Source organism: Galbitalea sp. SE-J8 (genome assembly GCF_030345695.1).
GTDB lineage: Bacteria > Actinomycetota > Actinomycetes > Actinomycetales > Microbacteriaceae > JAUASV01.
On the sequence record NZ_JAUASV010000014.1, the window covers coordinates 1 to 26146 of the forward strand.

The window sequence follows — 26146 nt, forward strand, 5'->3', positions numbered from 1 at the left end:
AGCCGGCGTCTCGAGACCACACCCTCGCAGCAACGAGCCGTACTGGTCTCGAGACGCGAGCGACTCCGTCGCGCGCTCCTCGACCACCGGGACGGGGAACGCCGCGCGCTCCTCGACCACCGGGAGGGGGCGCGCCGCGCGCTCCTCGACCAGCGGAGTGGTTCAGGCAGACGCGGGGCGGTCACATCGTGTTCGCGCGCACCGTGTAGTTCGCGATGACGTCGCCGCCCACCCCGCGCACGACGACCGCGACGAGCCACTGCGTCGTCGCGGCGGCGATCTCCGTGCCGTCGGCCGAGATCAGGTCGGTGCCCGGCACCCGCACGAATCCCGCGTCGGTGAGCTGCTGGGCGATCGCGGCCCCGGCATCCGCCCGGGCGTGCTTCGAGAGGTCGGTCGTGCCGACCCTCACCGACACGTTCCACACCCGCTCGTCGTCGAGGCCCACGGCGCCGGCCGTCGTGATCTCGCCGTCCGCGAGCGGCACGGCGTTCGGGAAGTCCGCGGGCACACCGGTCGAGCTGACGACGACGGCTCCCCCGCTGAGGTCGCGCACGCCGTCGCCGACCGCCGAGCAGCCGGATGCCGCACCCGCCACGAGCGCGGCCGCGGCCAGCGCTGCGGCGAAGCGCGGCATCCGTGCCATCAGCCCTGCTTCTTGAGGCGCGCGGCGGCGCGGCCGCGCGTGGTCGCGTCGAGCTCGACCTTGCGGATGCGCACCATCTCGGGGGTGACCTCGACGCACTCGTCCTCGCGGGCGAACTCGAGGCTCTCTTCGAGGGTGAGCTTGCGCGGCGGGGTGAGCTTCTCGAAGTTGTCGGCAGTCGACTGGCGCATGTTCGTCAGCTGCTTCTCCTTGGTGATGTTGACGTCCATGTCGTCGGCGCGCGAGTTCTCGCCGACGACCATGCCCTCGTAGACCTCCTGCGTCGGCTCGACGAAGAAGCTCATGCGCTCCTGGAGGTTGGTCATCGCGAACGGTGTCACGACACCGGCGCGGTCGGAGACGATCGAGCCGTTCACGCGCGTCTCGATGTTCCCGGCCCACGGCTCGTAGCCGTGCGAGATCGCGTTCGCGATGCCCGTGCCGCGCGTCGTAGTGAGGAACTCGGAGCGGAAGCCGATGAGACCGCGCGACGGCACGATGAACTCCATGCGCACCCAGCCGGTGCCGTGGTTCGCCATGTTCTCCATGCGGCCCTTGCGCGCCGCGAGCAGCTGCGTGACGGCGCCGAGGTGCTCCTCGGGCACGTCGAGCGTGAGGTGCTCGAACGGCTCGTAGGTCTTGCCGTCGACCTTCTTGGTGACCACCTGGGGCTTGCCGACCGTGAGCTCGAAGCCCTCGCGGCGCATGTTCTCGACGAGGATGGCGAGCGCGAGCTCGCCGCGGCCCTGCACCTCCCACGCGTCGGGGCGGCCGATGTCGACGACCTTGAGCGAGACGTTTCCGATGAGCTCGCGGTCGAGTCGGTCCTTCACCATGCGTGCGGTGAGCTTGTGCCCCTTGACCTTGCCGATGAGCGGGCTCGTGTTCGTGCCGATCGTCATCGAGATGGCGGGGTCGTCGACCGTGATGGCCGGGAGCGGGCGCACATCCTCGGGGTCGGCGATCGTCTCGCCGATGGTGATGTCCTCGATGCCGGCGACCGCGACGATGTCGCCGGCCTTCGCGCTCTCCGCGGGGAAGCGGTCGAGCGCCTTCGTGATGAGCAGCTCGGTGATGCGCACGTTCGAGTGCGATCCGTCGTGACGCACCCAGGCGACCGTCTGGCCCTTCTTGATCTCGCCCTGGAACACGCGCAGCAGGGCGATGCGGCCGAGGAACGGGCTCGCGTCGAGGTTCGTGACCCAGGCCTGCAGCGGGTGCTCGTCGTCGTACGACGGGGCCGGGATGTGCTCGAGGATCGCGCCGAACAGCGGCTCGAGGTCGTCGTTGTCGGGCAGGGTGCCGTTCTCGGGCTTGTTCAGCGACGCGGCGCCGGCACGGCCGGAGGCGTAGACGACGGGCACGTCGAGGATCGCGTCGAGGTCGAGATCGGGAACGTCGTCGGCGAGGTCGGATGCGAGGCCGAGCAGCAGGTCCTGGCTCTCGCTGACGACCTCGTCGATGCGCGCATCCGGTCGGTCCGTCTTGTTGACGAGCAGGATGACGGGCAGCTTCGCCTCGAGCGCCTTGCGGAGCACGAAGCGCGTCTGCGGCAGCGGGCCCTCGCTCGCGTCGACGAGCAGCACGACGCCGTCGACCATCGACAGGCCGCGCTCGACCTCGCCGCCGAAGTCGGCGTGGCCGGGGGTGTCGATGACGTTGATCGTGATGGGGCCGTCGGTCGCGTGAGCACCGTTGTACGAGATCGCCGTGTTCTTGGCGAGGATCGTGATGCCCTTCTCGCGCTCGAGGTCGTTCGAGTCCATCGCGCGGTCCTCGACGTGCGCGTGGTCACCGAACGAGTTGGTCTGCTTGAGCATGGCGTCGACGAGGGTCGTCTTGCCGTGGTCGACGTGGGCGACGATCGCGACGTTGCGCAGGTCGGCGCGGGTGGCGTGGGCCATGGATGAATTCCTTGCTGGCGGAGCGCGCGTGCATGTCGGGCGGTCGGCGCGCGGGAGAAATGAGAACGACGGAGGCGCGAAGCAACTCCGTTCCACCATTCTACCCGTGAGACGACGCGGCTTGTCGCCCGAGGGGCACCGCTAGAGCAATCTGCGCCGCCTCACGGGTGGAGGGGGTCGGTGCCGGCCGCGAGGATGCGCGCGCGCTCCTCGCGGCGCACCTCCTGCAGGTCGGGGTCGGGCAGCGGAACGGCCGCGATGAGGCGCTGCGTGTACGGGTCCTTCGGGCTGCGCAGGATCTCGTCGCGGGTGCCCACCTCGGCGAGCCGGCCGTTGTGCATCACCGCGATGCGATCGGCGAGCACGTCGATCACGGCGAGGTCGTGGGTGATGAACAGGCACGCGAACCCGAACTCGGCCTGCAGCTCGCGCAGCAGGGCGAGCACCGTCGCCTGCACCGACACGTCGAGGGCCGACGTCGGCTCGTCGGCGATGAGCAGCTCGGGTCGCAGCGCGAGCGCCCGGGCGATGCCGACGCGCTGCTTCTGACCGCCGGAGAGCTCGTGCGGGTAGCGCGTCGAATACGCCGACGGCAGCTGCACGCTCGAGAGCAGGCGGTCCACCTCGCGCTCGAGGCCCGCGCCCGAGAACTTCTTCGCGAGCAGCAGCGGCTCGCCGATCGACTGCCCGATCGTCATGCGCGGGTTGAGCGACGACGCCGGGTCCTGGAAGACGATGCCCGCCTTCTGGTGCACGTCGTGCGCACGCTTGCGGCTCCAGATCGACAGGTCGACGCCGACGACGTCGAGGCGCCCCTCGGTCATCGGCAGCAGCCCGATCGCCGCACGGCCGAGGGTGGTCTTGCCCGAGCCGGACTCGCCGACCAGCCCCATCACCTCGCCCTGGTGCAGGCGCAGGCTGACACCGTCGATCGCTCGGAACGCCTTGACCCGGCCGTGGCCCGGGTACTCGATGATCGCGTCCTCGAAGTCGAGCACGACGGGGCGCACGTCGAGCTCGGCCGCCACGGCATCCGCGACGGTCGCCACGGGCGCGTCCGAGAGGTCCTGCCCGAGGCGCGGCACCGAGTCGAGCAGCAGCTTCGTGTACGGATGCTGCGCGTTGCCGAAGATCTCGCGCGTCGAGCCCGCCTCGACGACCTCACCGGCGCGCATGACGACGACGTGGTCGGCGAGGTCGGCGACGACGCCCATGTCGTGCGTGATGAGCAGCACGCCCGTGTCGAGCTTGTCGCGCAGGCTGCGCACGAGGTCGAGGATCTCGGCCTGCACCGTGACGTCGAGCGCCGTGGTCGGCTCGTCGGCGATGAGCAGGGCGGGGTCGCACGAGATCGACTGCGCGATCATCGCGCGCTGGCGCTGGCCGCCCGAGAGCTGGTGCGGATACGAGTTGAACGCCTTCAGCGGATCGGGCAGCTCGACCATGGCGAGCAGCTCGAGGGCGCGCGTTCTCGCCTCCGAGGGCGAGATGCCGAAGTGCAGGCGCAGGGTCTCGATGATCTGCGACCCGACGGTGAGCACCGGGTTGAGGGCCGTCATCGGCTCCTGGAAGATCACCGCGACCTCGTTGCCGCGCACGTGGCGCAGCTGCGACCCGCGGAGGCCGCGCAGCTCGCGTCCGGCGACCTTGATGCTGCCCGAGGTGCGGCTGTTCTTCGGCAGCAGGTCGATGATCGACATCGAGCTCACGCTCTTGCCGGAACCCGACTCGCCGACGAGCGCCATCACCTCGCCGCGCTTGATCGTGTACGAGAGGTGCTTGACCGCGGGAACCCAGTAGCCGTCGACGGCGAAATCGACGTTCAGGTCGGTGACCTCGAGGATCGCGGCATCCGTGGGGCTCATGAGCGGGACCGTCCTTCTGGGAGCATGGGGGCATGGAGCGCTACACGTCGCGGTTCAACCGCGGCCTCGCGGTGAGCGTGTGGCTGCTCGTGGGTTTCGGCCTCGTGGGCTACACCGTGCTGCACGCGGGCCTCGCGCAGCCGCTCTGGCTGCTGCCGGCCGCGTTCGTCGCGTTCGCCGCGTGGGCGTGGCTGTGGCATCCGTCGGTCGAGGTCGATGACGCTGGTGTCACCCTGGTCAACCTGGTGCGCACCGTGCACGTGCCGTGGGCGGGCCTCGTGCACGTCGACACGCGCTTCGCTCTGACCCTCATCACGCCGCGCGGTCGATTCGCCGCGTGGGCCGCGCCCGCGCCGGGCCGCACCGGGGTGATGCTCGCGAAGCGCCGCGAGGCCCGCGCGTCGAGCGCCCGCGTGCCCGACCTCGGCACGACGGTGCGTCCCGGCGACCTGCTCGGCAGCGAGTCCGGCCAGGCCGCGGCGCTCGTGCGCACCCGCTGGAGCGAGCTGCGGGATGCCGACCGCATCCCGATCGGCGTCGCCGACGAGAACCCGCCGCGCATCCGCGTGCTGTGGGCGCAGGACGCCGCGCTGCTCGTGCTGCTCGCGGGAACGGTGCTCGCCACGACGCTCGTCTAGAGCGACGTTCACGACGACGCCTCCGGGCGCTCCTTCGTGCGCCGCAGGCTGAAGCGCTTCGACCGCGGGTCGAACGCCTCGCGCAGCCCGTCGCCGATGAAGTTCACGCACAGCGCGAGGATCACGATGAACGACGCCGGCCACCAGAACAGCCACGGCCGGGTCGAGAACGCGCTCTGGTTCGCGCCGATGAGCAGGCCGAGCGACGAGTCGGGCGTCCGGATGCCGTAGCCGAGGAAGCTCAGCGCCGACTCGAGGATGATCGCGGAGGCGATGAGCAGCGTCGCCGAGACGATGATGACGCCGACGGCGTTCGGCAGGATGTGGCGGAAGATGATGCGCGTGTCCGAGGCGCCCGCGACCCGGGCCGCCTCGACGAACTCGCGCTCGCGCAGGGACAGGAACTCGCTGCGCACGAGGCGCGCGATGACCATCCAGGACACGAGTCCGAGCAGGATGGCCAGGCCCCAGGCGCCGAGACCGTTGCCCCCGGCCGTCGCACCGACGACCGCACCGATGACGATCGCGGGGATGACGAGGAACACGTCGGTGATGCGCATGAGCACCGAGTCGACCCAGCCGCGGAAATAACCGGCCACCGCGCCGATGACGACGCCGAGCACCGTGCCGACGATGCCGATGACGAGCATGACGAGCACCGAGTTCTGGATGCCGCGCATCGTGAGCGCGAAGTAGTCCTTGCCGATGCGGTCCTGGCCGAACGGATGCTCGCCGGGCGAGAACGGCCAGAGCTGCAGCGTCGGCTCGCCCTGGTTGACCTGGTCGCCGGGCAGGCGATAGCCGTACTTCCACCAGCCGGGGATCGGACCGAGGCCGATCGCCGAGATGGCGTAGAGGGTGATCAGCACGAAGATCACGAGCGAGACGACGGCCGTGCGGTTCTTGAGGAACCGCCGCAGGATGATGCGGCCCTCGCTCTCGCCGCGGCGCTTCTGCGAGAGCGCGTCCTCCACCTCTCCGGTGGGATCGGGAAGCTCGGGCTCGACCGGGTTGCCCAGCACGGTGCTCATCGCAGCCTCACTCTCGGGTCGAGGACGCTGTACGCGAGGTCCGCGACGAAGTTGAAGAAGATGACCGTGATCGCGATCACCAGGAAATAGCCCATCACGGGCGCGATCTGCTGGCCCGCGAGTCCCGAGTTGAACAGGGCGCCCATGCCGCTGATCGCGAACACCGCCTCCGTGATGACGGCGCCGCCGAGGAGCGCGCCGACGTCCGTCGCCACGAGCGTCGTGAGCGGGATGAGCATGTTGCGGAACGCGTGGCGCACGATGACCGTGCGCTCGGGCAGGCCCTTCGCGCGCGCCGTTCGCACGTAGTCCTGCTCGAGCACCTCGAGCATGCCCGCCCGGGCATAGCGGGTGTACCCCGCGAAGCTGATGAGCAGCAGGCTGATCGTCGGCAGCAGCAGGTGGGTGAAGGTGTCGAGGCCGTGCGTCCAGAAGTCGCCCGGGAGACCGGGGGTCTGGGAGCCGACCGTCGCGATCGGGCGGTCGCCGGTGAGCGACATGTAGTACGGCCAGCTGCGCATCAGGCGGTCGATGAAGATCAGACTGCCGATGAAGAACGCGGTCAGGGCGCCGATGCGCACCATGAGTCCGCGATCGTAGCCGCCGACGAAGAACCCGACGGCGCCGCCGACGATCACGGCGACGAGGGCGAGGATGACGATCGTGCCGAGCGTCGAGATGTTCAGCAGCCATTGCAGCGCGAAGTAGCTGACGATGCCGAGCAGGACCGTGATCGCCGCCGTCAGGTAGGCGCGCCGGTTCTTCAGGCCGGCGAGCAGCACCACGATGCCGAAGCCGATCGCGGCGGCGATGATCGGCAGCACGACCGGCCCGAGCATCGGCGTCGTGAACCAGTGCAGCGCCGACATGGTGCCGAGCACGACGGCGCTGATCACCGCGGTCGCGGCGAACGTCACGATCCGTTTGCTCAGGCGGCCGCCGACGAGCAGCTGCAGAACGAGGCCTAGCACGATCGCGATGACGATGAGCGTGGGCAGCGGGATGACCGGGTCCGCGAGGAAGTCGTTGTAGCCGAGGGCGATGAACGCCTTGAGCAGCACCGCCATGAGGAACGACGGCAGCGAGTAGAGGAAGAAGCTCGCGAGTGTGACGGTGAAGTCGAATCCGCTGTTGGCGCGGAGCGCGGTCACCATGCCGACGACGATGCCGAGGATGATCGCGAGGATGAACGACGCGGTGATGAGCTGCAGCGTCGACGCCATGGCGACGGGGAGCAGCTCGGTGACCGGCTGGTTCGTGAAGGTGGTGCCGAGATCGCACGTGCCGCCGATGGGCACGATGCACCGGCCGACGCCGCCGAGCCAGAGCAGCCAGCGCAGCACGACCGGCACGTCGAGGTGCTGCGCCACGGTGCGCTGCTCGATGAGCTCTGCCCGGTTGCGGGCGTTGCTCTGCAGGAGGTCCTCGAGCGGGTGCACCGCGAGCGACGTCAGCATGTACATGATGAACGACGCCGCGATGAGAACGAGGATCGAGACGCCGACTCGGCGCGCGATGAAGGTGAACATGGCGGACTTCTCTGGTCGGGCGAGTGGGTTCACGTGGCTCAGCGCGAGGGCGCCGGACCTCTCTCGAGTTCCGGCGCCCCGCGCTGGGTGAGGATCCTAGATCAGCGATCCTCCACGCCTGCCTACTTCGTCCAGTCCCAGATGTTCCAGAACAGGCTGTTCTGACCACCGAACTGCTCGACGCCCTTGAGCTTGCCCAGCGTGGCGAACACGCCGGGGCTCTGGAACAGCGGCAGGCCGTAGCCGTCGGCGAAGGTCGCCGCGTCGATCTGCTCCTTGAGCGTCAGGAGCTTCGACGCGTCGAGCTCCGTCTGGGTCTGGTCGACGAGAGCGTCGACGGCCTTGTCCGAGTAGTTGTTGTAGTTGCCGCCGCCGCCGGTCTTGAAGACCTGCGGGAAGGCCGCGTTACCGGCACCCGGGTTGATCCAGCCGAAGAGCACGGCGTCGTAGCTGCCGTCGCCGAGCTTCTTCGACCAGTCGGGCGTGCCCGCGTCCTCGATCGTGAAGCCGGCCTGCTCGGCCGACGCCTGGATCGCCTGGAACTCGTCCACGCGGTTCGGGTTCGCGGTGTTGTACATGAGCTTCACCGTCGGCGTCTTGCCCGCGAGGAGCTGCTTCGCCTGGTCGATGTCGACCTCGTCGAACGCCGAGGAGCCGTTCGCCGCGACGGACTCGTCGTAGCCCTCCTGGCCGGGGACGAACACCTGCGAGTCGAGCACCTTGGCGTCGGACTGCACCGGCGTCACGATGTCGTCGAGGATCTTCTGACGCGGGATCGTGAGCAGGAACGCCTTGCGCACGTCGGGGTCGGAGAAGACCTTCGAGTCCATCGTGAGGTCGAGGTGGTCGTAGCTGACCTGCGAGAACTGGATGATGTTGGCCTTGGCCGACTGCAGCGCCTTGATCGTGTCGGCGGATGCCTGCGGGGCGATCGCGTCGACCTCACCGTTCTGGAGGGCGGTGACCTGCGCGTTGGCGTCGCCGATGAAGCGCATGACCAGCTTGCTGAACTTCACCGCGTGGTCACCGGTGTAGTCCGGGTTGCGCTCGAACGTCATGGACTGCTTGGGCGTCCAGTCGGTCACGATCATCGGGCCGCCCGAGACGAGCAGCTTCGGGTCCGACGGCAGAGCCGTGGCGTCGTAGCCGGTCGTCACGAAGTCGCTGACCTTCTTGAGCAGGTCGTTCGAGCCGCCGCGCTTGGTGTCGGTGATCGCGGAGTCGATGTCCTCGACGGTCGATCCGACCTCATCCGCGACGACGTGCGCCGGGAACTGGATCGGGTTGACGAGGTTCCAGTCGACGTAGGGCTTCGAGTACGAGAACGTGATCGACGTGTTGTCGTCGCCCACCTCCGGCATCGAGAGGTCGATGCCCGTGCAGCCGCCGGCCGTCGGGAAGTAGTCCTCGTTGTAGTAGCACGAGCCGATCGCCCAGCCGAGGAGCAGGTCGTCGGCGGTCATGGCCTCGCCGTCGGACCACTTGGCGTCCTTGTTGAGCGTGTACTTGACGGTCAGCGGGTCGTCGCTGAGCTTCTCAACCGTGCCGAGGTCGGTGTTGGGCACGACCTCGAAGTTCTGGTCCAGCGTGAAGAACTGCGGCTGGGTCAGGTAGTTGATGAACCCGTTGGTGTCGAGGTTGCCGTCCGGGGTGTTGAAGTTGAACGAGGTCGCCTCGTTGACGACGGCGACCGTCACGGTCGCGTTGCTGTCGCTGGTCGCGGCCGGCGAGTCCGACGCACCCGGGGTGCTCGTCGTGTCGGTGCAGCCCGCGAGCGCGAGCGCAGTGATGCCGATAGCCGCGAGGCCGACGCCGAGGCGCGACCTCCGATTCAGGCCGATTCTCAATGTTCCTCCTGTGTGCACGGGCAGCCAGGGCGCGCGATCGCTCGCTCTCCTGGCCGTGGATAAGAGGTACCCTAGATAGGGGTCAGGTCGGCCGCCAAACCCGTGGCGGAAAAGTTACACATCGGAAACGAATGCGATCGCATTTGGCATCCGCTGCAATAATCCCGCGCGAAATCGGCCCCAAACGCTGCAATCGTGCCGAGCAACGCAATGCGGCACCCGGACGGGGGGGGACGCGGGATGGTGACCGACCCGGTGCCGCCGAGCGGCGGGGCACCACCGCCGAGCGACCCGGGGGCGCCGGGCCCAGCGATGTCGCGCGGACGCATCTCGGCCGAGGTGATCCTCGTGCTCGCGCTCTCGCTCGGGCAGTCGGCGATCTACTCGATCGTCTCCCTCATCGACCTGTCGACGCGCGGGCCGATCTCGTCGCAGTCGACGACGCTCAACCCGTCGCAGAGCTCGCGCGAGCTGTTCGATCTCGTCTACCAGCTGCTCGGCATCGCGTTCGCGCTCGTGCCCGTCGCCCTCGTCGTCTTCCTGCTCTGGTCGCGCGAACGACCGCGGATGGGCCGGCTCGGGCTCGACTCGCGGCGCCCGTGGTTCGACGCGCTGAGCGGCGTCGGCATCGCGCTCGTCATCGGTGCGTGCGGGCTCGCGGTGTACGTCGGCGGCCGCCTGCTCGGCCTCTCGGTCGCGGTGCAGGCGACGGGGCTGCCGCCGTACTGGTGGAGCGTGCCGGTGCTGCTGCTCTCCGCGTTCCGATCGGGCGCGCAGGAGGAGATCATCGTCATCGGATACCTCTACGAGCGCCTGCGCCGGCTCGGCTGGCCGACCTGGGCGATCGTCGTCGGCCCGGCCGTCCTGCGCGGCTCCTACCACCTCTACCAGGGCTACTCGGCGTTCATCGGCAACGCCCTGATGGGCGTCGTTTTCGGCCTCCTCTACCTGCGCACCGGGCGGCTGTGGCCGCTCGTCATCGCGCACTCGCTCATCGATGCGGCGGTCTTCGTCGGCTACCCGTTCGCCGCAGCGCTCCTCCCGGCCCTCTTCACCTGACCCGCCGGAATGCCGTTGGCGGTAGAAACCGTCAGCAACGGACGGCGTTCCGGACAACGGATGCCGCAGCAACGGTGTCCAACGCGCCGTTTCTACCGCCAACGTGCGGGCGCCGGGCCGCGGGCTATTCGAAGGCCTCCGGGGGCGGGCAGGCGCAGAACAGGTTGCGGTCGCCCCAGGCCTGGTCGATGCGGCGCACCGGGGCCCAGTACTTGTTCCGCAGCAGCGTCGAGACCGGGTACGCGGCCGCCTCGCGGGAGTAGGCGTGCCCCCACTCCCCCACGATGACGCTGCGCGCGGTGTGCGGAGCGTTCACGAGCGGGTTGTCGTCGGCCGGCCACTCGCCCGCGCCGACGGCCGAGGCCTCGAGGCGGATGGCGATCATCGCGTCGACGAAGCGGTCGATCTCGGCGAGGTCCTCGCTCTCGGTCGGCTCGACCATGAGCGTGCCCGCGACCGGGAACGACATCGTCGGCGCGTGGAAGCCGTAGTCGATGAGACGCTTCGCGACGTCGTCGACCGTGATGCCGGTCTGCCTCGTGAGCGGGCGCACGTCGAGGATGCACTCGTGCGCCACCAGACCGTTGTCGCCCGCGTAGAGCACCGGGTAGTGCTCGCGCAGCCGGGCGGCGATGTAGTTGGCGCTGAGCACCGCGGCGCCCGTGGCCCGCGTGAGGCCGTCGGCACCCATCATCCGCACGTAGGCCCACGAGATCGGCAGGATGCTCGGGCTGCCGTACGGCGCGGCGCTCACCGGACCGCCGCCGTGCTCGAGCCCGGAGTGCTCGTTCGACTGCGCGAGCGGATGCCCGGGCAGGAACGGCGCGAGGTGCGCCTTCGCCGCCACCGGCCCCACGCCCGGACCGCCGCCGCCGTGCGGGATGCAGAACGTCTTGTGCAGGTTGAGGTGGCTGACGTCGCCGCCGAAGTCGCCGAACCGCGCGTACCCGACGAGCGCGTTGAGGTTCGCGCCGTCGATGTAGACCTGCCCGCCGGCGGCGTGCACGGCATCCGTGATCCGCCGCACCTCATGCTCGTACACGCCGTGCGTCGACGGGTAGGTGATCATGAGCGCCGCGAGCGCGTCGGCGTTCGCGGCGATCTTCGCGGTCAGGTCGTCGAGGTCGACGTTGCCGTCGGCATCCGTCGCGACGACGACCACCCGGAGTCCCGCGAGCACCGCGGATGCCGCGTTCGTGCCGTGCGCGGACGCCGGGATGAGGCACACCGTGCGCTGCGCGTCGCCGCGGGACAGGTGGTAGCCGCGGATCGCGAGCAGGCCCGCGAGCTCGCCCTGGCTGCCCGCGTTGGGCTGCAGCGAGACGGTGTCGTAGCCGGTGAGCTCGGCGAGCCAGCCCTCGAGGTCGCCGATGAGGTCGAGGTAGCCCTCGACGTGCGCCCGCGGCGCGAACGGGTGCAGGTTCGCGAACTCGGGCCAGGTCACGGCCGCCATCTCCGTGGCGGCGTTGAGCTTCATCGTGCACGAGCCGAGCGGGATCATGCCGCGGTCGAGCGCGTAGTCCTTGTCGGCGAGGTACTTGAGGTACCGCATCGTTCCGGTCTCGGTGCGGTGCGTCGTGAACACCGGATGCGTCAGGTACGCCGACGTGCGGACGAGCTCGGGCGGGAGGGGAGACGCGGGACGCCAGCTGCCCTTCTCCCGGCCCGAGACCGGCTCGGCGCCGAGCGGAGCGAGCACGGCATCGAGCAGCTCCGCGCCGTAGGCCGTCGTCTCGTCGAAGACCAGCCGAACCGTGTCGTCGTCGACGAGGCCGTAGAGGATGCCGTCGGCCTCCGCGGCGGCCAGGACCTCGCGGGCGCGCCCGGGCACGCGCGCGAGGAGCGTGTCGAAGAACGGCTGTTCCACGACCTCCACCCCCGAGGCGCGCAGGCGGGCCTTCGCGTTGATCGTGACGCGGTGCACCGCGTTCGCGATCGCGGCCAGGCCGTCCGGGCCGTGGTACACGGCGTAGCTCGACGCCATCACGGCGAGCAGCACCTGCGCGGTGCAGATGTTGCTCGTCGCCTTCTCGCGACGGATGTGCTGCTCGCGCGTCTGCAGGCTGAGCCGGTAGGCGGGGTGGCCGTCGGCATCCTGGCTGACACCGACGAGGCGGCCCGGCAGCTGGCGCTCGAGGCCGGCGCGCACGGCGAGGTAGCCCGCGTGCGGGCCGCCGAAGCCCATCGGAACGCCGAAGCGCTGGCTCGTGCCCACGGCGACGTCCGCGCCGAGCTCGCCCGGGGACCTCAGGAGTGTGAGCGCGAGCAGGTCGGCCGCGACGACCGCGAGCCCGCCAACGGATTTCACGGATGCGATGACCGCGCTGGGATCCCAGATGCGGCCGGATGCGCCTGGATACTGGATGAACACGCCGAACGCCTCGGGCAGCTCACCGGTCGCATCCGTGAAATCCGTTGTGCGCAGCTCGATGCCGACCGCCGCGGCGCGGTGCGCGAGGAGCGCGCGGGTCTGGGGCAGGGCATCCGCGTCGACGAGGAAGACTCTCGACGACGAGCCGGAGGCGCGCCGCGCGAGCAGCATGCCCTCGACGACGGCGGTCGACTCGTCGAGCATCGACGCGTTCGCCGTCGCGAGCCCCGTGAGATCGGCGACCATGGTCTGGAAGTTGATGAGCGCCTCGAGCCGGCCCTGGCTGATCTCGGGCTGGTAGGGCGTGTAGGCGGTGTACCAGCTCGGATTCTCGAGCACGTTGCGCTGGATCACGCTCGGCGTGATCGTGCCGTGGTAGCCGAGGCCGATCATGCTCACCGCGACCGTGTTGCGCGACGCGAGTCGGCGCAGCTCGGCGAGCGCCCCCGTCTCGGAGACCGGCTCGGGCAGGGTCCAGTCCCGCGCGGCGTCGACCGCGATGGCGCGCGGGATCGCGGCCTCGACGAGCGCCTCGACGCTGTCGTAGCCGAGGGTGGCGAGCATGCGGGACTGGGCCGCCGCATCCGTTCCGATGTGGCGGTCGGCGAACCCGGTCACGCGGTGAGCTCCTGGTAGGCGGCGTGGTCGAGCAGGTCGGGCAACTCGGTGAAGCGCACCCTGATGAGCCACCCGTCGTCGAACGGCGACGAGTTCACGAGCGACGCGTCGTCGAGGACGGCCCGGTTGGCCTCGACGACCTCGCCGTCGACCGGCGCGAACAGCTCGCCGACCGACTTCGTCGACTCGATCTCGCCGACGACGGATGCCGCGGTCACGCTCGATCCGACGGCCGGCAGGTCGACGTAGACGACGTCGCCGAGCTTCTCGGCCGCGTAGGCCGTGATGCCGATCGTGGCGACATCGCCGTCGACGGCGACCCACTCGTGGTCGGGCGTGTACTTCAGGGCGGTCTCGTCGGCCATTACTTCTTCTCTCGCGTATAGAAGGGGAGCGGAACTACGGATGCGGGGATGCGGGTGCCGCGCACGTCGATCGCGAGCGGCACGCTGCCGTCCGCGACCTCGGGGGCGACGTAGGCCATCGCGATCGGATGGCCGAGCGTCGGCGACAGCGCGCCGGACGTGACGATGCCGACCGGCTCGGTCGGCGGCTCGGTGCCGTCGGTGCTCTCGGACCGGCTGTCGTCGACGAACACGCCGTAGCCCGCGCGGCCGGCGCGACGCCCCTCGGTCGTGAGCCCGACGAGCACGCGGGCGCCGGGAGCGGCGCCCCGCTCGATCGCGTCACGGCCGACGAAGTCGCCCTTCGTGGCGAGCGCGACGACGCGGCCGAGTCCCGCCTGCACCGGGAGGGTGTCGAGGCCGAGCTCGTGCCCGTACAGCGGCATGCCGGCCTCGAGGCGGAGCGTGTCGCGCGCGGCGAGCCCGCACGCGATGAGGCCCGAGTCGGCACCGGTCTCGAGCAGCGCCCGCCAGAGCGCGGGAGCGGCATCCGGGTCGAGGTAGAGCTCGAAGCCGTCCTCGCCGGTGTAGCCGGTGCGCGCGACGAGCACGTCGTGCTCCCCCCACGTGCCGGCGGCGCAGCGGTAGTAGCCGAGCTCGGCGAACCCGGGCACGTCGAACCCGTCGAGCGCCCGCAGGATCCCGAGCGCGGCCGGCCCCTGCAGCGCGAGCAGCGCGATGTCGTCGCTCTCGTCGAACACCTGGGCGTCGAACCCGGCGGTGCGCGCGGCGAGCTCGCGGGCGACCTCGGCGCGGTTGCCGGCGTTCGCGACGACGAGGAACCGGTCGTCGGCGGTGCGGTAGACGATGAGGTCGTCGACGATGCCGCCCTCGGGCGCGAGCATGAGCGTGTACTTCGCCTGCCAGAGCGCGGATGCCGACAGCCGGCCCGCGAGGGCGTGGTCGAGCGCGGCAGCGGCATCCGGGCCGATCACGACGATCTCGCCCATGTGCGAGATGTCGAACAGCCCGGCCGCCGTGCGCACGGCGTGGTGCTCGGCGAGGTCGGAGCCGTAGCTGACCGGCATCTGCCAGCCGGCGAAGTCGGTGAAGCTCGCCCCGGCTGCGGCGTGCAGCGCGTGGAGCGGGCTGGCGGAGCTGGGTGGGCTATCGGGCACGGAGTCCTCCTGCGAATCGCGGTGAACTCCCCCTCTGTACCTGTCGCCTGCTCCGTGGGAGGAGTGGCGTCGACCTGAGAGCTTCACCGGCCGCGCCGCAACGAGCGGCGCATCCGGCTTTCACCGTCGGTAGCTCCCCGGGTGGCCGGGGTGCGTTCTTCAGAGCGGCCTGGCGTGCGAGCGGTACTGGTGACCTGAGAGATTGGCGGGGAGGCTTGCTCCTTCGGTGCCGGATCGGTGCGTTCCGGCTCTCCCGCCCGCGCGGCGCGGCCCGATATGAGGTTGTGCGGCCAGCCTAGCGGCCACGGTGTTTCGGGCGGGTGAACGCTCGCGGGCACCCGTGTCAGGGCTTCGCGACCATGAGCACGACGACGACGAGGAGGAGCACGGATGCGATGCCCGAGCCGGCGGCGACGCGCGCACGGGCGGACCCGGCATCCGTCCCCGCCTCGATGCGCTCGGCGCCGCCGCGCAGCGCGGGGGCGACGAGGAACAGGCTGAGCACGAGCGCGATCGCGTAGAGCACGATCGACCAGAGCACCCACGGCGTCGTGACGCGCAGGTCGTACTTCGCCGGCGCGAGCCCGACGAGCGCGAAGCCGATGAGCGCAATGATGACCGAGATGCCCGAGAACACCGTCGTCGACGTGGCCAGGGTGCGCGCGGAGGTCGCCGCACCGGTGCGCAGCGCCCGCAGCCCCGTCATGGGGAGGATCGCCATCGGCCCCACGATGAAGACCGCGCCGACGACGTGCACGACTGAGAGGAAGGTGTCCATGCTGCGATCGTATGCCGCGGCCGGTCACGCCTCCGGGATCAGAAGCGCAGCGCCGGCGCCGGCGCGCAGCTCCGCGCGGCGCTCGAGGAACACCGCGACGCTCACCGCGATCACCCACGCGAGCCACGGGAAGGTCGCGAAGGCCGCGGCGCCCCAGCCGCCGACCGAGTACCAGGCCTCGTTGCTCGTGCCGCCGAACGTCGTGAGCATGCCCGCGAGGTTGAGGATCGCGACGACGTAGGCGACGCGCGGCGCCCAGCGCGGCAGCGCACCGGAGGAGTGGATGCCGTAGCCGGCCGAGGCGGCCATCACCGAGATGAGCACGCACGTCATCGGCCCGAACATCATCAGGTAGCCGTCGGTGAGGGCCCGGATCGCGATCGGCTCGCCGATCGCGCCCACGGTGTCGAGGGCGGCGCCGGCCTCGAGCGAGTCGCCCACGAGGGTCACCGCGACGAACGCGATGCCCGCGCCGAACAGCGTGTCGCCGATCCAGCTGAGCCGGGGGCTCGCCTCGACGATGAGCTGCTTGAGGCCGGCGTGGAACACGATGAGGAAGCCCATCATCACGGTGTCGGTGAGCGTCTTGACGAGGCTCTTCGTGCTCGTCGAGCTGATGAAGTCGACGAGCGCCTCCGGCTCGTCGAGCGCGGGACGCGGGCCCATCGACATCCGCACGGTGAACTCGAACACGAGCAGCACGGCGACCGCCAGGCCGGCGATCCCGGTCCACAGGCGCACGTCGGGGGTGGTCCACGGGCGGCGTCCCGGGCGACGCGAGGCGGCATCCGTTCGCACGACCATGGCTCCAGTCTCGCAGCACCGCACGTTACGCAGCGCTACCGGCGGGTCACCGACGGCGCCCGCGACGGTGCATCCTGTATCGGATGGGAGGCCGGGTATGAGCGAGGAGCGGCTGGCATTCGTCACGCGGCAGGTGCACGCGGGCAAGGAGCTCGGCGGGCACGATCCGCGGGTGACCCCGATCTATCTCACGGCGGGGTTCGTCTTCGACGACTTCGCCGAGGGCGCCGACCGGTTCGCGGGCGGCGAAGGCTACACCTACACGCGCGTCGGCAACCCGACGGCGACCGCCGTCGAGGACCGCATCACCGACCTCGAGGGCGGCCTCGGCACGATCTTCGTGGGCAGCGGCCAGGCCGCGACGACCGTGGCGCTGCTCGCCCTCGCGAAGGCGGGCGACGAGATCGCCGCCGCCGAGGCGATCTACGAGGGCACCCGCGGACTGCTCGTCGACAACTTCTCGTCGTTCGGCATCGGCGCACGGTTCGTCGCCGACGTGAACGACGAGGCGCAGTGGGAGGCGGCCATCACGCCCCGCACGAAGGCCGTGTTCATCGAGTCGATCGCGAACCCGCGCAATGAGATCGCCGACATCGCGCTCATCGCGCGCGTCGCGCACCGCCACGGCGTGCCGCTCGTGGTCGACAACACGTTCGCGACTCCGTACCTCGTGCGTCCGTTCGAGCACGGCGCCGACATCGTCATCCACTCGACGAGCAAGTTCTTCGCCGGGCACGGGGCCGTGATCGGCGGCGCGATCGTCGATGGCGGCACGTTCGACTGGGCCGCGAGCGGGCGGTTCGCGCACCTCACGACGCCGCAGCGCGTTCGTGGAGGACACGGTCCGGGCGAGCGCAGCCTCCTCGACCTTCACGGCTCGAACGCCTACCTCGTGCACGCCCGCGACGACATCACGATGCGCCTCGGCCCCACGCCGTCGCCGTTCAGCGCCTTCCTCGTCGCGCAGGGCCTCGAGACGCTCTCGCTGCGCGTCGAGCGCCAGAGCGCGAACGCCCTGCGCGTCGCGGAGTTCCTCGCGACGCGCCCCGAGGTCGAGAGCGTCGACTACGCGGGACTGCCGTCGAACCCGTACTTCCCGCTCGCCCAGCGCTACCTGCCGCTCGGGCAGGGCAGCGTGTTCTCCTTCACCCTGCGGGGCGGCGAGGCCGTCGCGCGCACGTTCTACGACTCGCTCGAGCTGTTCACGCGCATGACCCACCTCGGCGACGTGCGCTCGCTGATCCTGCACCCGCGCACGACGAGCCACACGCACCGCACCGCCGAGCAGCTCGAGGCCACCGGGGTCGGCGGCGGGATGCTGCGGGTCTCGATCGGCATCGAGGACCCGGCCGACCTCATCCGCGACCTCGAGCGCGGGTTCCGGGCGGTCGCGGCGCTGCCGGGGGCGGATGCCGAGGACGCTGGTGCCGCGCCCGTTGGTGCTGCATCCGCTGCTTCCGCCGCCGCTGGCGCATCCGCTGCTCCCGCCGACGCGCCGACGCCCGCGGCGGACCGGGCGTTCGCGTGAGTCGCCTGCAGCACTTCGGCTGGTTCCTCAGCCGGGGGTTCGGCCCGCACGGCTGGGCGCGGGACTACCGCGAGTGGAACTGGGACTGGACGCGCCCCGACCTCTACCAGCAGTCGATCCGCGAGCTCGAGCGTGCCGGCTTCGACCTCGTGATCATCGAGGACGCCCTGTCGCTCGGCAACCCGTCGACGCTCGACCTGCGCGTGCGCGAGGCCTACGGCGCCCCGAAGCACGACCCGCTGCTGCTCGCGCCGTACCTGTTCGACGCGACCGAGCGCATCGGCGTCGCCGTCACGACGAACCCGCTCGCGTACCACCCGTACACCGCGGCGCGGCAGTTCGCGACCCTCGGCCACCTCTCGGGGCACCGCTTCGGGGCGAACGTCGTCACCGATGTCGGCTCGAGCCGGCACTTCGGCGTCGACCCGCTGCCCCACGACCGCGCGTACGACCGCGCGCAGGAGTGGCTCGACGGCATCCGTTCGCTGTGGTCGAGCTGGCGGCCGGGTGCGCTCGTGCGGGACGCGGCGACCGACCGGTTCGCCGACGGGTCGCTGCTCGACGCGGTGCAGCACCGCGGCGAGTTCTACCGCTTCGACGGCCCGCTCAACGCGCTGCCTGCGGACGACGACCCGTTCATCGTCTCGCCCGGCGGATCGCCGCGCGGCATCGCGTTCGCAGGCGCCAACTCGGACGTGCAGCTCGCGCTCGCGTCGTTCGACCTCGGCAAGCTCCGCGGCTACCGCGAGCGGGTGCGCGAGCAGGCGGTGCTGCACGGCCGCGACCCCGACCACGTCAAGACGCTCATCGTGTTCAAGCCGACGATCGTGGGCAGCCCCGAGGAGGCGCGGCGCCTCGTCGACGCGTCGCAGCATCCGGATGACGCGGCGCTGCTCGCGGTCGCCAAGGCCTGGTCGAGCGACTCGGAGACCGACCTCACCGCGCTCGACCTCGACCGTCCGCTCGACCCCGGCGTGTTCGGCGACCACGTGTCGCAGGGCACGATCAAGGGGCTGCTGGGCGGCAGCGAGTTCGGCGACGGCACCCCGCTGCGCGAGCTGCTCGCCCGCAAGGCGCGCCTCGGCCGGGTCGCCGACCGCACGGGCGTCGTCGGCACCGCGGACGAGATCGCCGACTTCATCGAGGAGCTCGGCGCGGAGGCCGACAACGACGGACTGATCTTCTCCGGCGACCTGCACCCCGTCACGATCCACCGCACGCTCGACGACCTCGTGCCGATCCTGCGCCGCCGCGGCATCCTCCGCGACGACCTCGGCACCGGCGGCACGCGGGCGAACCTGCGCGACTTCTGACCGTGCCGGACGCGGGCGCGGGGCCGAGCGGCGCGGTTGGATGTGTCGGGCGACTCCCGACGGTGCGAATGATGCCGTTCGGGACGTTCGATAGGCGGCGCCGGGGATGATTCGTGCCGAGGGCCATCGGAGGCCGACGATCTCGGTGTTCGGCCTCGGCCGGATGGGGCTGCCGATCGCCATGCGCCTCGCCGCCGCCGGACACGACGTGCGCGGCTGGGACATCGACGCCTCCCGGCGCGCTGCGGCGGCGGATGCGGGGGTCACCTCCGCCGCGAGCCCCACGGATGCGGTGCGCGACCCCACTTCGGTCCCCACCGACCCGGCGCGCAACCCCACCCCGAACCCCACCGACCCGGCGCGCAACCCCGCCGCGGTCCCTCCGGATGCTCTGCGCGACATCCGCGTGCTCGTGACGGTGCTGCCGGGTGCGCCGGAGGTCGCCGCGCTGCTCGGCGCGGGCGGGGCGGGTGGCGGTGCGGATGCGGACGCAGGTGCGGATGCGGGCGAGCGGGTGGGCGGCGGCTCGCGCAGGGGCGCGGACCGCGGGCGCGGTGACGCGGACGGCGGCGACAGCGACTCCACCAGCACGAGCGCGAACAGCGACGGCCGCAAGCCCGACGGCAGCTCTGGAAGCGACGGCGCGGTCAGCGACCCCACGATCGGTGACGCGGGCCGGCGCGATAGCAACCCTGACGGCGCGGGTTCGAACGGCAACGGAACCAGCGACGTGACGAGCGACGGCCGTGACCCCGGCGGCAGCTCCAGAAGCGGCGGCACGGTCAGTACCGGCACGGTCAGCGGCGGCGGCACGGTCAGTACCGGCACGGTCAGCGGCGGCGGCGCGGACAGCAGCGGTGAGTTCATCGACGCCCTGTCACCCGGCGCGGTGTGGCTCGACCTCACGAGCAACGACCCGCGGGTCGCCGAGGCGGTCGCGCGGCGACTCGCCGCCCGCGGGATCGCGTCAGTCGCGGCGCCGATGCGGGGCGGTCCGGCCGCCGCGGCGAGCGCATCCCTCGGCTTCACGGTGTCGGGTGATCCCGCGGCGATCGAGTCGGTGCGGCCGCTGCTCGCGGCGCTCGGCGACCCCGATCCGGTCGTGGTCGGCGATCGCGTCGGTCAGGCGCACACCCTCAAGCTCGCCGGGAACGCGGCATGGTTCGGGCAACTGCTCGCGATCACCGAGGCGCTGCAGCTCGCGGTCGCCGCCGGCATCCCGCCGCGGGCCGCACTGGACGCCCTGCGCGCCGGCCCGACCGCGAGCGCCCTGCTCGACGAATGGGCGCCGCGCCTGCTCGACGGCGACACGGCGCCCGACTTCGGACTGGACCGGGTGGTCGAGGAGCTCGAAGCGCTCGTCGCGATCGCCCGGGCCGCCGGGATCGAGGCCCCCGTGGCATCCGTCACCGCGGCGACGCACCGCGAGGCGCTCGCGCACTACGGCGCGGTGGACGGCGAACTGCTCGGCGCGGCGCACCTGCAGCGCGCGTCCGGAGTGCGTCTCGACGGCCGCTAAACCGCGCGCCCCGCAGCCGCCCGGATCTCCCTCCGCCCGGATCCCCCGCCCGCCGTCCAGGTCTCCCTCCGCGCCCCGGGCTTCGCTCCCCGGATCACGGAAATGCAGGAGCCGACATGCTCCCGCCCGGTGGTGGCGGCCGGCCGACCGCGGAATCGTGCGGCAGGTGGGCGGCGGGGACCGCCACGGCTCCTGCATTTCCGTGATCGGGGGCACGATAGGGCAGGTTGGGCAGGCCGGGGCGGGGCGGGGCGGGCCGGCCGGCTCCCGGGTCAGCCGCTGATCGGGGTCTCGGCCGGGTCGACGAGCCGCGTCGCACGGCGGCGTTCGACAGCCCGGCGCAGCCGCGCCCGCAGCGCCCGCGCCCGGCGCACGGCACCGCGCACCGGCACGACGGCGACGTAGGCGAATCGGCCCGACGCCGATCGGTCGTACGGGCCGAGCGCGAGCTTGCGGTCCCAGGTGCGACGCAGCGCCCCGCCGAGCGAGCCGCGGAACTGCCGGCGCAGCGGCAGCGCGCCCCGCGAGCGCAGCAGCGCAGCGTGCTCGATCTTGGCGATCCAGTCGGTGTCACCCGCCGCGTGCAGGTAGTTGTCGTCGAGCCAGGCGGCCGCGGGCGGAGCGAACTCGTCGGCGGCGAGCGACTCGGTCGGGCCGAACAGGCCGCTGCCCTCGAACACGATGTTGATGAGGCCGCCGCTCACCCCGAAGTCGTCGATGAGCCGCACCGGAACGCCGAGCGCGATCGCCTCGACGGCCGCGGTCGAGCTCACGGTCGCGAGCACGGCGGCGCGATCGAGATGCTCGGCCATCGGACCGGTCGACACGACGACGTTCGGCGGCACGTCGTCGAGACCCGCGAGGATCGTGTCGAGCGGATGCTTCTCCGCGTGCGTCTGCGGCTCACCGGCCAGCCCGCGCAGTTTGAGCACTACCCGGCGGTCGGGCCGGGCCCGCGCCACGGCGACGAGGCGCTCGACGAGTCCGACCCGCTCCTCCAGCAGCGCGGGCACCTTCGCCTGGGCGGCGAAGACGATGTCGGCGGCGTCATCCGTCGACGTGCCGGCTCGCCGGGTCGGCAGGAACGGGAGGGTCGCGAGGGCGAAGCTCTGCTGCATCCCGCGGTCGGCCGCGAGCTCGGTGAAGGCACGCACCTCGCGCTTGCTGTGCAGCACGACGAGGTCGACCTGCGAGCGGTAGTAGAGCGCCTGATACGTCTCGGGGATCGAGATGCCGGGCAGGCCGGAGACGATCACCGGGCGCGGCCCGACCGCGGCGGCGACGACCGAGCGAACGAGCACGCGCACGACCGGGCCGCGCACCGACAGCAGCACCACGTCGGGACGGTCGCGGGCGACACGCTCGGCGAGGTCCCGCAGGTCGACGACGGGCGCGCCGGGGGCCGCGAACATCGACCCCGCGAGGGCCGCCGCCAGCTGGGCCGCACTCGGCAGCACGGGCGTGGCGAGCAGAACGAGCTCGCGATCCCATTCCGGCGGCATGCGGTCGAGCATGGCGGCGCCCCACTTGACGTAGGAGTCGCTGTCCGCGACCGCGAGCACGCGCATCCGTCGGCCCGGCTCGCCCGTCGTCGACCCGGCCGCCGCCCCGCCCGCCGTCACGCGACGACGCGGCGGAGCTTCGCGAGCGGCGCCAGCTCGCCCGGGAACACGCGCTTCACCCCGTCGCCGAGAGCCTGCTCGATGATGCGGATGTCGCGGACCAGGTGCGCGAGTCCCTGCGGCTCGAGGGAGGCGGCGTGGTCACTGCCCCACATCGTGCGATCGAGCGTGATGTGCCGCTCGACCGCGACCGCGCCGAGCGTGGCGGCCGCGATCGAGATCTGCAGCCCGGGCTCGTGACCCGAGTAGCCGACGGGCACGCCGTAGCGTCCGCGCAGCGTCTCGATCGTGCGCAGGTTCGCCTCCTCCGCGGGCATCGGGTACGTCGAGGTCGCGTGCAGCAGCACCAGGTTCTCGGGGTCGAACGTGCGCACCGCGGCGTCGATCTCGGCGAGCGTCGACATCCCCGTCGACAGGATGATCGGCTTGCCGGTCGCCGCAAGACGCTCGAGCAGCGGCAGATCGGTGACGGATGCCGAGGCGACCTTGTGCGCGACCACGCCGAGGTCCTCGAGGAAGTCGACGGCCTCCTCATCCCACGGCGACGCGAACCAGTCGAGGCCCCGCATCGTGGCGTGGTCGCCGATCTCGACGTACTGCTCGCGGTCGAACTCGACGCGGTAGCGGTACTCGAGGTACGTCATCGTGCCCCACGGCGTCTCGCGCAGCACGCTCTTCATGTGCTCGGGGGTCGAGATCGCGGGCGTGCGCTTCTGGAACTTGACGGCCTGGGCACCGGCATCCGCGGCGACGTCGATGAGCCGCTTCGCGAGCTCGACGTCGCCGTTGTGGTTGAGCCCGATCTCGGCGATGACGTAGACGGGCTCGCCCGGGGCTACGCGGTGGGAACCGATGGCGACCATGCGCTCTTCTCCTCTGTGGCGGGGGTGCCGACCGTGGCTGGGACGTCGACCGTGGCCGCGGCCTCGGCGGATGCGGCCCCGACGGATGCGGCGTCGACGGATGCGGCGTCGGTGGCCGCGGCCTCGACGGATGCGGCCTCGACGGATGCGGCGCGGCCGAGCAGCACCCGCTCGGCGACCTCGCGCACGGCACCGTGCCCGCCGCTGTGCTCGAGCACGACGCGGGCCGCGGCGAGCACCGCCGGATGCGCGTCGGCGACCGCGATCGGCCAGCCCACCGCGCGCATCGCCGCGAGGTCGTTGACGTCGTTGCCGACGTAGGCGACCCGCTCGGGGTCGAGTCCGGCATCCGCGATCCACGCCTCGACGACGGCGCGCTTGTCGTCCACGCTGCGTCGCACGTCGATCCGCAGCTTCGCGGCGCGCGCCGAGACGACCGGATTGCGCTCCGCGCTCACGATGAGCAGCGGGATGCCTTCGCCGCGCAGCGCGGCGATCCCGAGCCCGTCGCCGCGGTGCGCGGCGACCGCCTCGCGGCCGTGCTCGTCGATCGTCACGCGGTCGTCGGTGTGCACGCCGTCGAAGTCGGTGATGACCGCGTCGACGTCGATGGCGGTCTCGACGCTCACGAGCGGTGCGATCGCGCGCGCCACCGCGAGGTCGTCGGGCGTGTCGATCTCGATCGCGGTCAGCTCCGGCACGACCTGCAGGGCGACGCGGCCCACGAACCGGTGCTCGTGCGCGCGGAACAGGTCGGTGCGCACGACGTAGAACGCGCCGGTCTCGCGGAACTGCGGCTCCGCGTCCTGCCGGCGGAGGCGGCGAGCGTGGTCGTGGTTCGTGCCGACGGCGCCGTCGGGCGACTCCCGCCAGAGGAACTCGTGCGCGGGCGCGGCCGCGAGCACGCTGTCGGCCGCATCGTCGCGCACCCGCGCGATCGCGGCATCCAGGTCGGCGGGGTCGATGAACGGACTCGTCGCCTGCAGGAACGCCAGGATGCCGTACTCCCCCGGCAGCGCGCCGAGCGCGTGCAGCAGCGCCGCCTCGCTGCTCGCGGTGTCGCCGCTCAGCTCGGCCGGGCGATCGACGACGATCGCCCCCGCGGCGCGCGCGGCCTCGGCGATCGCCGCGTCATCCGTCGAGACGACGACGTCGTCGACGAGTCCGGCGGCCCGGGCCGCCCGCACGGCCCGCACGACGAGCGGCACCCCGGCGACGCGGCGGAGGTTCTTGCCGGGCACCCCCTTGGAACCGCCGCGCGCGGGCACGACGGCCACGACGCCCGGGGCCGGTCGTGGTGCCATGCCCGGACGGTAGGTGCGCAGCGCGTCCGCCGGGTGAACGGCGGGTCGCACTCGCGCTAACGAGCGGTGACGCGTTGCCGCACGGTCGGGCTCGGCGCCGGGTCGGCGTCCGCTCGGCGGGACCGCATCCGCTCGGCGCCGCGTCCGCTCGGCGGGGCGTCCGCTCGGCGGGGCGTCCGTTCGGCGGGGTGGCATCCGTTCGTCCTACGATCGAGGCATGGCCGAGATCACGATGTACGGCGCCGACTGGTGCTCCGACTGCCGCCGCTCGAAGGCGCTGCTCGACGCGACGGGTGTCGCGTACGACTACGTCGACGTCGAGGCGAGCGCCGAGAATGCGGATGCCGCGCGCGCCATCTCCGGCCGCACCAACATCCCGGTGATCGCGTTCGCCGACGGCACGCACCAGGTCGAGCCCTCGGACGCGGCGCTGCGGGGAAAGCTCGTGGAGCTCGCGCTCGTCTGAGCCCCGGTTCCTGCACCGCCACCCGCACCGGCGCGGGACGACGCAGATTGCTCCTCCTGCGCGTGCGGGGCGCACCTGCGCCCCCTCACACGGACGAAGGTACGAACACGATCATCATCGGTCCGGGCACGCCGCGCAGCGGATAGGCATCCCACTCGACGGCGATCTCCCCGATCCGAGGGTGACGGATGGTCTTGGAGCCGTGGAGGTTGTCGCGCACCTCGTTCCGAGCCCAGAGTCGTCGGAACTCGCCGCTGTGCAGACTCAGCTCTCCGACGATCGTCACTGCTCTCGGATCTCCGGGGTCGTGCCCGATGGCAGAGCGGAACAGGCCGATGTAGTCGAGCGCCATCGTCTCCCAGCCCGCGCAGCGGAGCCTCGAGTCGTCGTCGTGGAAGAGGACGTGCAGCATGTTGCGCCGGCCCTGGGGCAGCTCGAGCGGGTCGCCCAGCAGGTCTACGGCGGAATCGTTCCAGGCGAGCAGATCCAGGTGGCGGCTGAGCACGAACGCCGGTAGTCCCATCGCCTGGAGCATCCGCTTCGCGTTCTCGGGGACGCGATCCTGCTTGCGGCGTTTCGGGGTCTCCGGCTGGCGCACTGCGCGGGCCAGGGTCATCACGTGGCGATGCTCCGCAGCATCCAGGCGGAGCGCCTCGGAGAGCGAGTCGAGCAGCGCGTCGGATGGCTTCGCGCCCCGGCCCTGTTCCAGGCGCTGGTAGTAGTCGGTGCTGAGACCGGCGAGGACCGCGACCTCCTCCCGTCGCAGACCATCCACCCGGCGGCGCGGCCCCGGCTCCAGACCGAGATCCTCGGGGCGAGTACGCTCCCGACGGGACCGGAGGAACTCTCCGAGTTCTCGTGCGGCGGTCTCTGCCGTGCTCATGCGGACATCGTCCTACCGCGCGAGGGAGCCGGGTGC

General features: G+C 71.5%; 21 protein-coding genes and 1 riboswitch. Of the genes, 6 read left to right on the forward strand and 15 right to left on the reverse strand.

Going from position 1 to position 26146, the window contains the following annotated elements; all coding sequences use genetic code 11:
• Positions 1-181 precede the first annotated feature (181 nt).
• The 3 genes from QT381_RS10050 to QT381_RS10060 form a co-directional block, all read right to left on the reverse strand.
• Positions 182-646, reverse strand: a complete 465-nt coding sequence (locus QT381_RS10050) for a hypothetical protein (protein WP_289248803.1) — start codon at positions 644-646, stop codon at positions 182-184.
• Positions 646-2550: a translational GTPase TypA gene (gene typA, locus QT381_RS10055; RefSeq protein ID WP_289248804.1), complete on the reverse strand. Its 1905-nt coding sequence runs from the start codon at positions 2548-2550 to the stop codon at positions 646-648. The genes QT381_RS10050 and typA overlap by 1 nt, the downstream gene beginning before the upstream one ends.
• Positions 2551-2711: 161 nt before the next feature.
• A complete protein-coding gene (locus QT381_RS10060; protein WP_289248805.1) occupies positions 2712-4415 on the reverse strand; it encodes an ABC transporter ATP-binding protein in 1704 nt (567 codons plus the stop codon).
• 32 nt (positions 4416-4447) lie between these two features.
• Between QT381_RS10060 and QT381_RS10065 the strand changes: the two genes are divergently transcribed.
• A complete protein-coding gene (locus tag QT381_RS10065; RefSeq protein WP_289248806.1) occupies positions 4448-5053 on the forward strand; it encodes a PH domain-containing protein in 606 nt (201 codons plus the stop codon).
• Between the two features lie 8 nt (positions 5054-5061).
• Here QT381_RS10065 and QT381_RS10070 read toward each other — a convergent pair whose 3' ends face one another.
• The 3 genes from QT381_RS10070 to QT381_RS10080 all read right to left on the reverse strand — a co-directional run bounded on the left by QT381_RS10070 (position 5062) and on the right by QT381_RS10080 (position 9460).
• Positions 5062-6084: an ABC transporter permease gene (locus QT381_RS10070; RefSeq protein WP_289248807.1), complete on the reverse strand. Its 1023-nt coding sequence runs from the start codon at positions 6082-6084 to the stop codon at positions 5062-5064.
• Entirely contained in the window at positions 6081-7613 is a 1533-nt protein-coding gene (locus QT381_RS10075; protein ID WP_289248808.1) for an ABC transporter permease, read from the reverse strand. Before QT381_RS10075 ends, QT381_RS10070 begins: the two co-directional genes overlap by 4 nt.
• 122 nt (positions 7614-7735) lie before the next feature.
• Complete coding sequence (locus QT381_RS10080; RefSeq protein ID WP_289248809.1) at positions 7736-9460, reverse strand: ABC transporter family substrate-binding protein; 1725 nt, start codon at positions 9458-9460, stop codon at positions 7736-7738.
• 312 nt (positions 9461-9772) lie between these two features.
• Between QT381_RS10080 and QT381_RS10085 the strand changes: the two genes are divergently transcribed.
• Positions 9773-10519, forward strand: a complete 747-nt coding sequence (locus QT381_RS10085) for a CPBP family intramembrane glutamic endopeptidase (RefSeq protein ID WP_289248877.1) — start codon at positions 9773-9775, stop codon at positions 10517-10519.
• A gap of 124 nt (positions 10520-10643) precedes the next feature.
• On the opposite strand, the gene gcvP is transcribed toward QT381_RS10085, so the two are convergent.
• The 5 genes from gcvP to QT381_RS10110 form a co-directional block, all read right to left on the reverse strand.
• Positions 10644-13454: an aminomethyl-transferring glycine dehydrogenase gene (gcvP, locus tag QT381_RS10090; protein ID WP_502877504.1), complete on the reverse strand. Its 2811-nt coding sequence runs from the start codon at positions 13452-13454 to the stop codon at positions 10644-10646.
• Between the two features lie 50 nt (positions 13455-13504).
• Positions 13505-13873: a glycine cleavage system protein GcvH gene (gene gcvH / locus QT381_RS10095; RefSeq protein ID WP_289248811.1), complete on the reverse strand. Its 369-nt coding sequence runs from the start codon at positions 13871-13873 to the stop codon at positions 13505-13507.
• Positions 13873-15030 carry a glycine cleavage system aminomethyltransferase GcvT gene (gene gcvT / locus QT381_RS10100; protein WP_289248812.1) on the reverse strand — a complete coding sequence of 386 codons (1158 nt, stop codon included), beginning with the start codon at positions 15028-15030 and terminating at the stop codon, positions 13873-13875. Before gcvT ends, gcvH begins: the two co-directional genes overlap by 1 nt.
• 171 nt (positions 15031-15201) lie before the next feature.
• Positions 15202-15296: riboswitch (glycine riboswitch) on the reverse strand.
• Positions 15297-15373: 77 nt separating this feature from the next.
• A complete protein-coding gene (locus QT381_RS10105; RefSeq protein ID WP_289248813.1) occupies positions 15374-15808 on the reverse strand; it encodes a DUF2269 family protein in 435 nt (144 codons plus the stop codon).
• A 24-nt stretch (positions 15809-15832) separates the two neighbouring features.
• A complete protein-coding gene (locus tag QT381_RS10110) occupies positions 15833-16612 on the reverse strand; it encodes a hypothetical protein (protein WP_289248814.1) in 780 nt (259 codons plus the stop codon).
• Between the two features lie 97 nt (positions 16613-16709).
• Between QT381_RS10110 and QT381_RS10115 the strand changes: the two genes are divergently transcribed.
• The 3 genes from QT381_RS10115 to QT381_RS10125 all read left to right on the forward strand — a co-directional run bounded on the left by QT381_RS10115 (position 16710) and on the right by QT381_RS10125 (position 20972).
• Entirely contained in the window at positions 16710-18140 is a 1431-nt protein-coding gene (locus QT381_RS10115; RefSeq protein ID WP_289248815.1) for an O-acetylhomoserine aminocarboxypropyltransferase/cysteine synthase family protein, read from the forward strand.
• Positions 18137-19453, forward strand: a complete 1317-nt coding sequence (locus QT381_RS10120; protein WP_289248816.1) for an LLM class flavin-dependent oxidoreductase — start codon at positions 18137-18139, stop codon at positions 19451-19453. The genes QT381_RS10115 and QT381_RS10120 overlap by 4 nt, the downstream gene beginning before the upstream one ends.
• Before the next feature lie 106 nt (positions 19454-19559).
• On the forward strand, positions 19560-20972 hold the full coding sequence (locus QT381_RS10125) for an NAD(P)-binding domain-containing protein (RefSeq protein ID WP_289248817.1): 1413 nt from the start codon (positions 19560-19562) through the stop codon (positions 20970-20972).
• A gap of 272 nt (positions 20973-21244) precedes the next feature.
• Here the strand turns inward: QT381_RS10125 and QT381_RS10130 are convergent, their stop codons facing one another.
• The 3 genes from QT381_RS10130 to QT381_RS10140 are packed head-to-tail and all read right to left on the reverse strand — an operon-like array spanning position 21245 to position 24761.
• Complete coding sequence (locus tag QT381_RS10130; protein WP_289248818.1) at positions 21245-22594, reverse strand: DUF6716 putative glycosyltransferase; 1350 nt, start codon at positions 22592-22594, stop codon at positions 21245-21247.
• Positions 22591-23457: an N-acetylneuraminate synthase family protein gene (locus QT381_RS10135; protein WP_289248819.1), complete on the reverse strand. Its 867-nt coding sequence runs from the start codon at positions 23455-23457 to the stop codon at positions 22591-22593. Before QT381_RS10135 ends, QT381_RS10130 begins: the two co-directional genes overlap by 4 nt.
• Entirely contained in the window at positions 23430-24761 is a 1332-nt protein-coding gene (locus QT381_RS10140) for an acylneuraminate cytidylyltransferase (protein ID WP_289248820.1), read from the reverse strand. The genes QT381_RS10135 and QT381_RS10140 overlap by 28 nt, the downstream gene beginning before the upstream one ends.
• Positions 24762-24978: 217 nt before the next feature.
• Here QT381_RS10140 and QT381_RS10145 point away from each other — a divergent pair, with 217 nt between their 5' ends.
• A complete protein-coding gene (locus QT381_RS10145; RefSeq protein WP_289248821.1) occupies positions 24979-25227 on the forward strand; it encodes a glutaredoxin family protein in 249 nt (82 codons plus the stop codon).
• Between the two features lie 85 nt (positions 25228-25312).
• On the opposite strand, the gene QT381_RS10150 is transcribed toward QT381_RS10145, so the two are convergent.
• Positions 25313-26110: a helix-turn-helix transcriptional regulator gene (locus QT381_RS10150; RefSeq protein ID WP_289248822.1), complete on the reverse strand. Its 798-nt coding sequence runs from the start codon at positions 26108-26110 to the stop codon at positions 25313-25315.
• Positions 26111-26146: the final 36 nt, after the last annotated feature.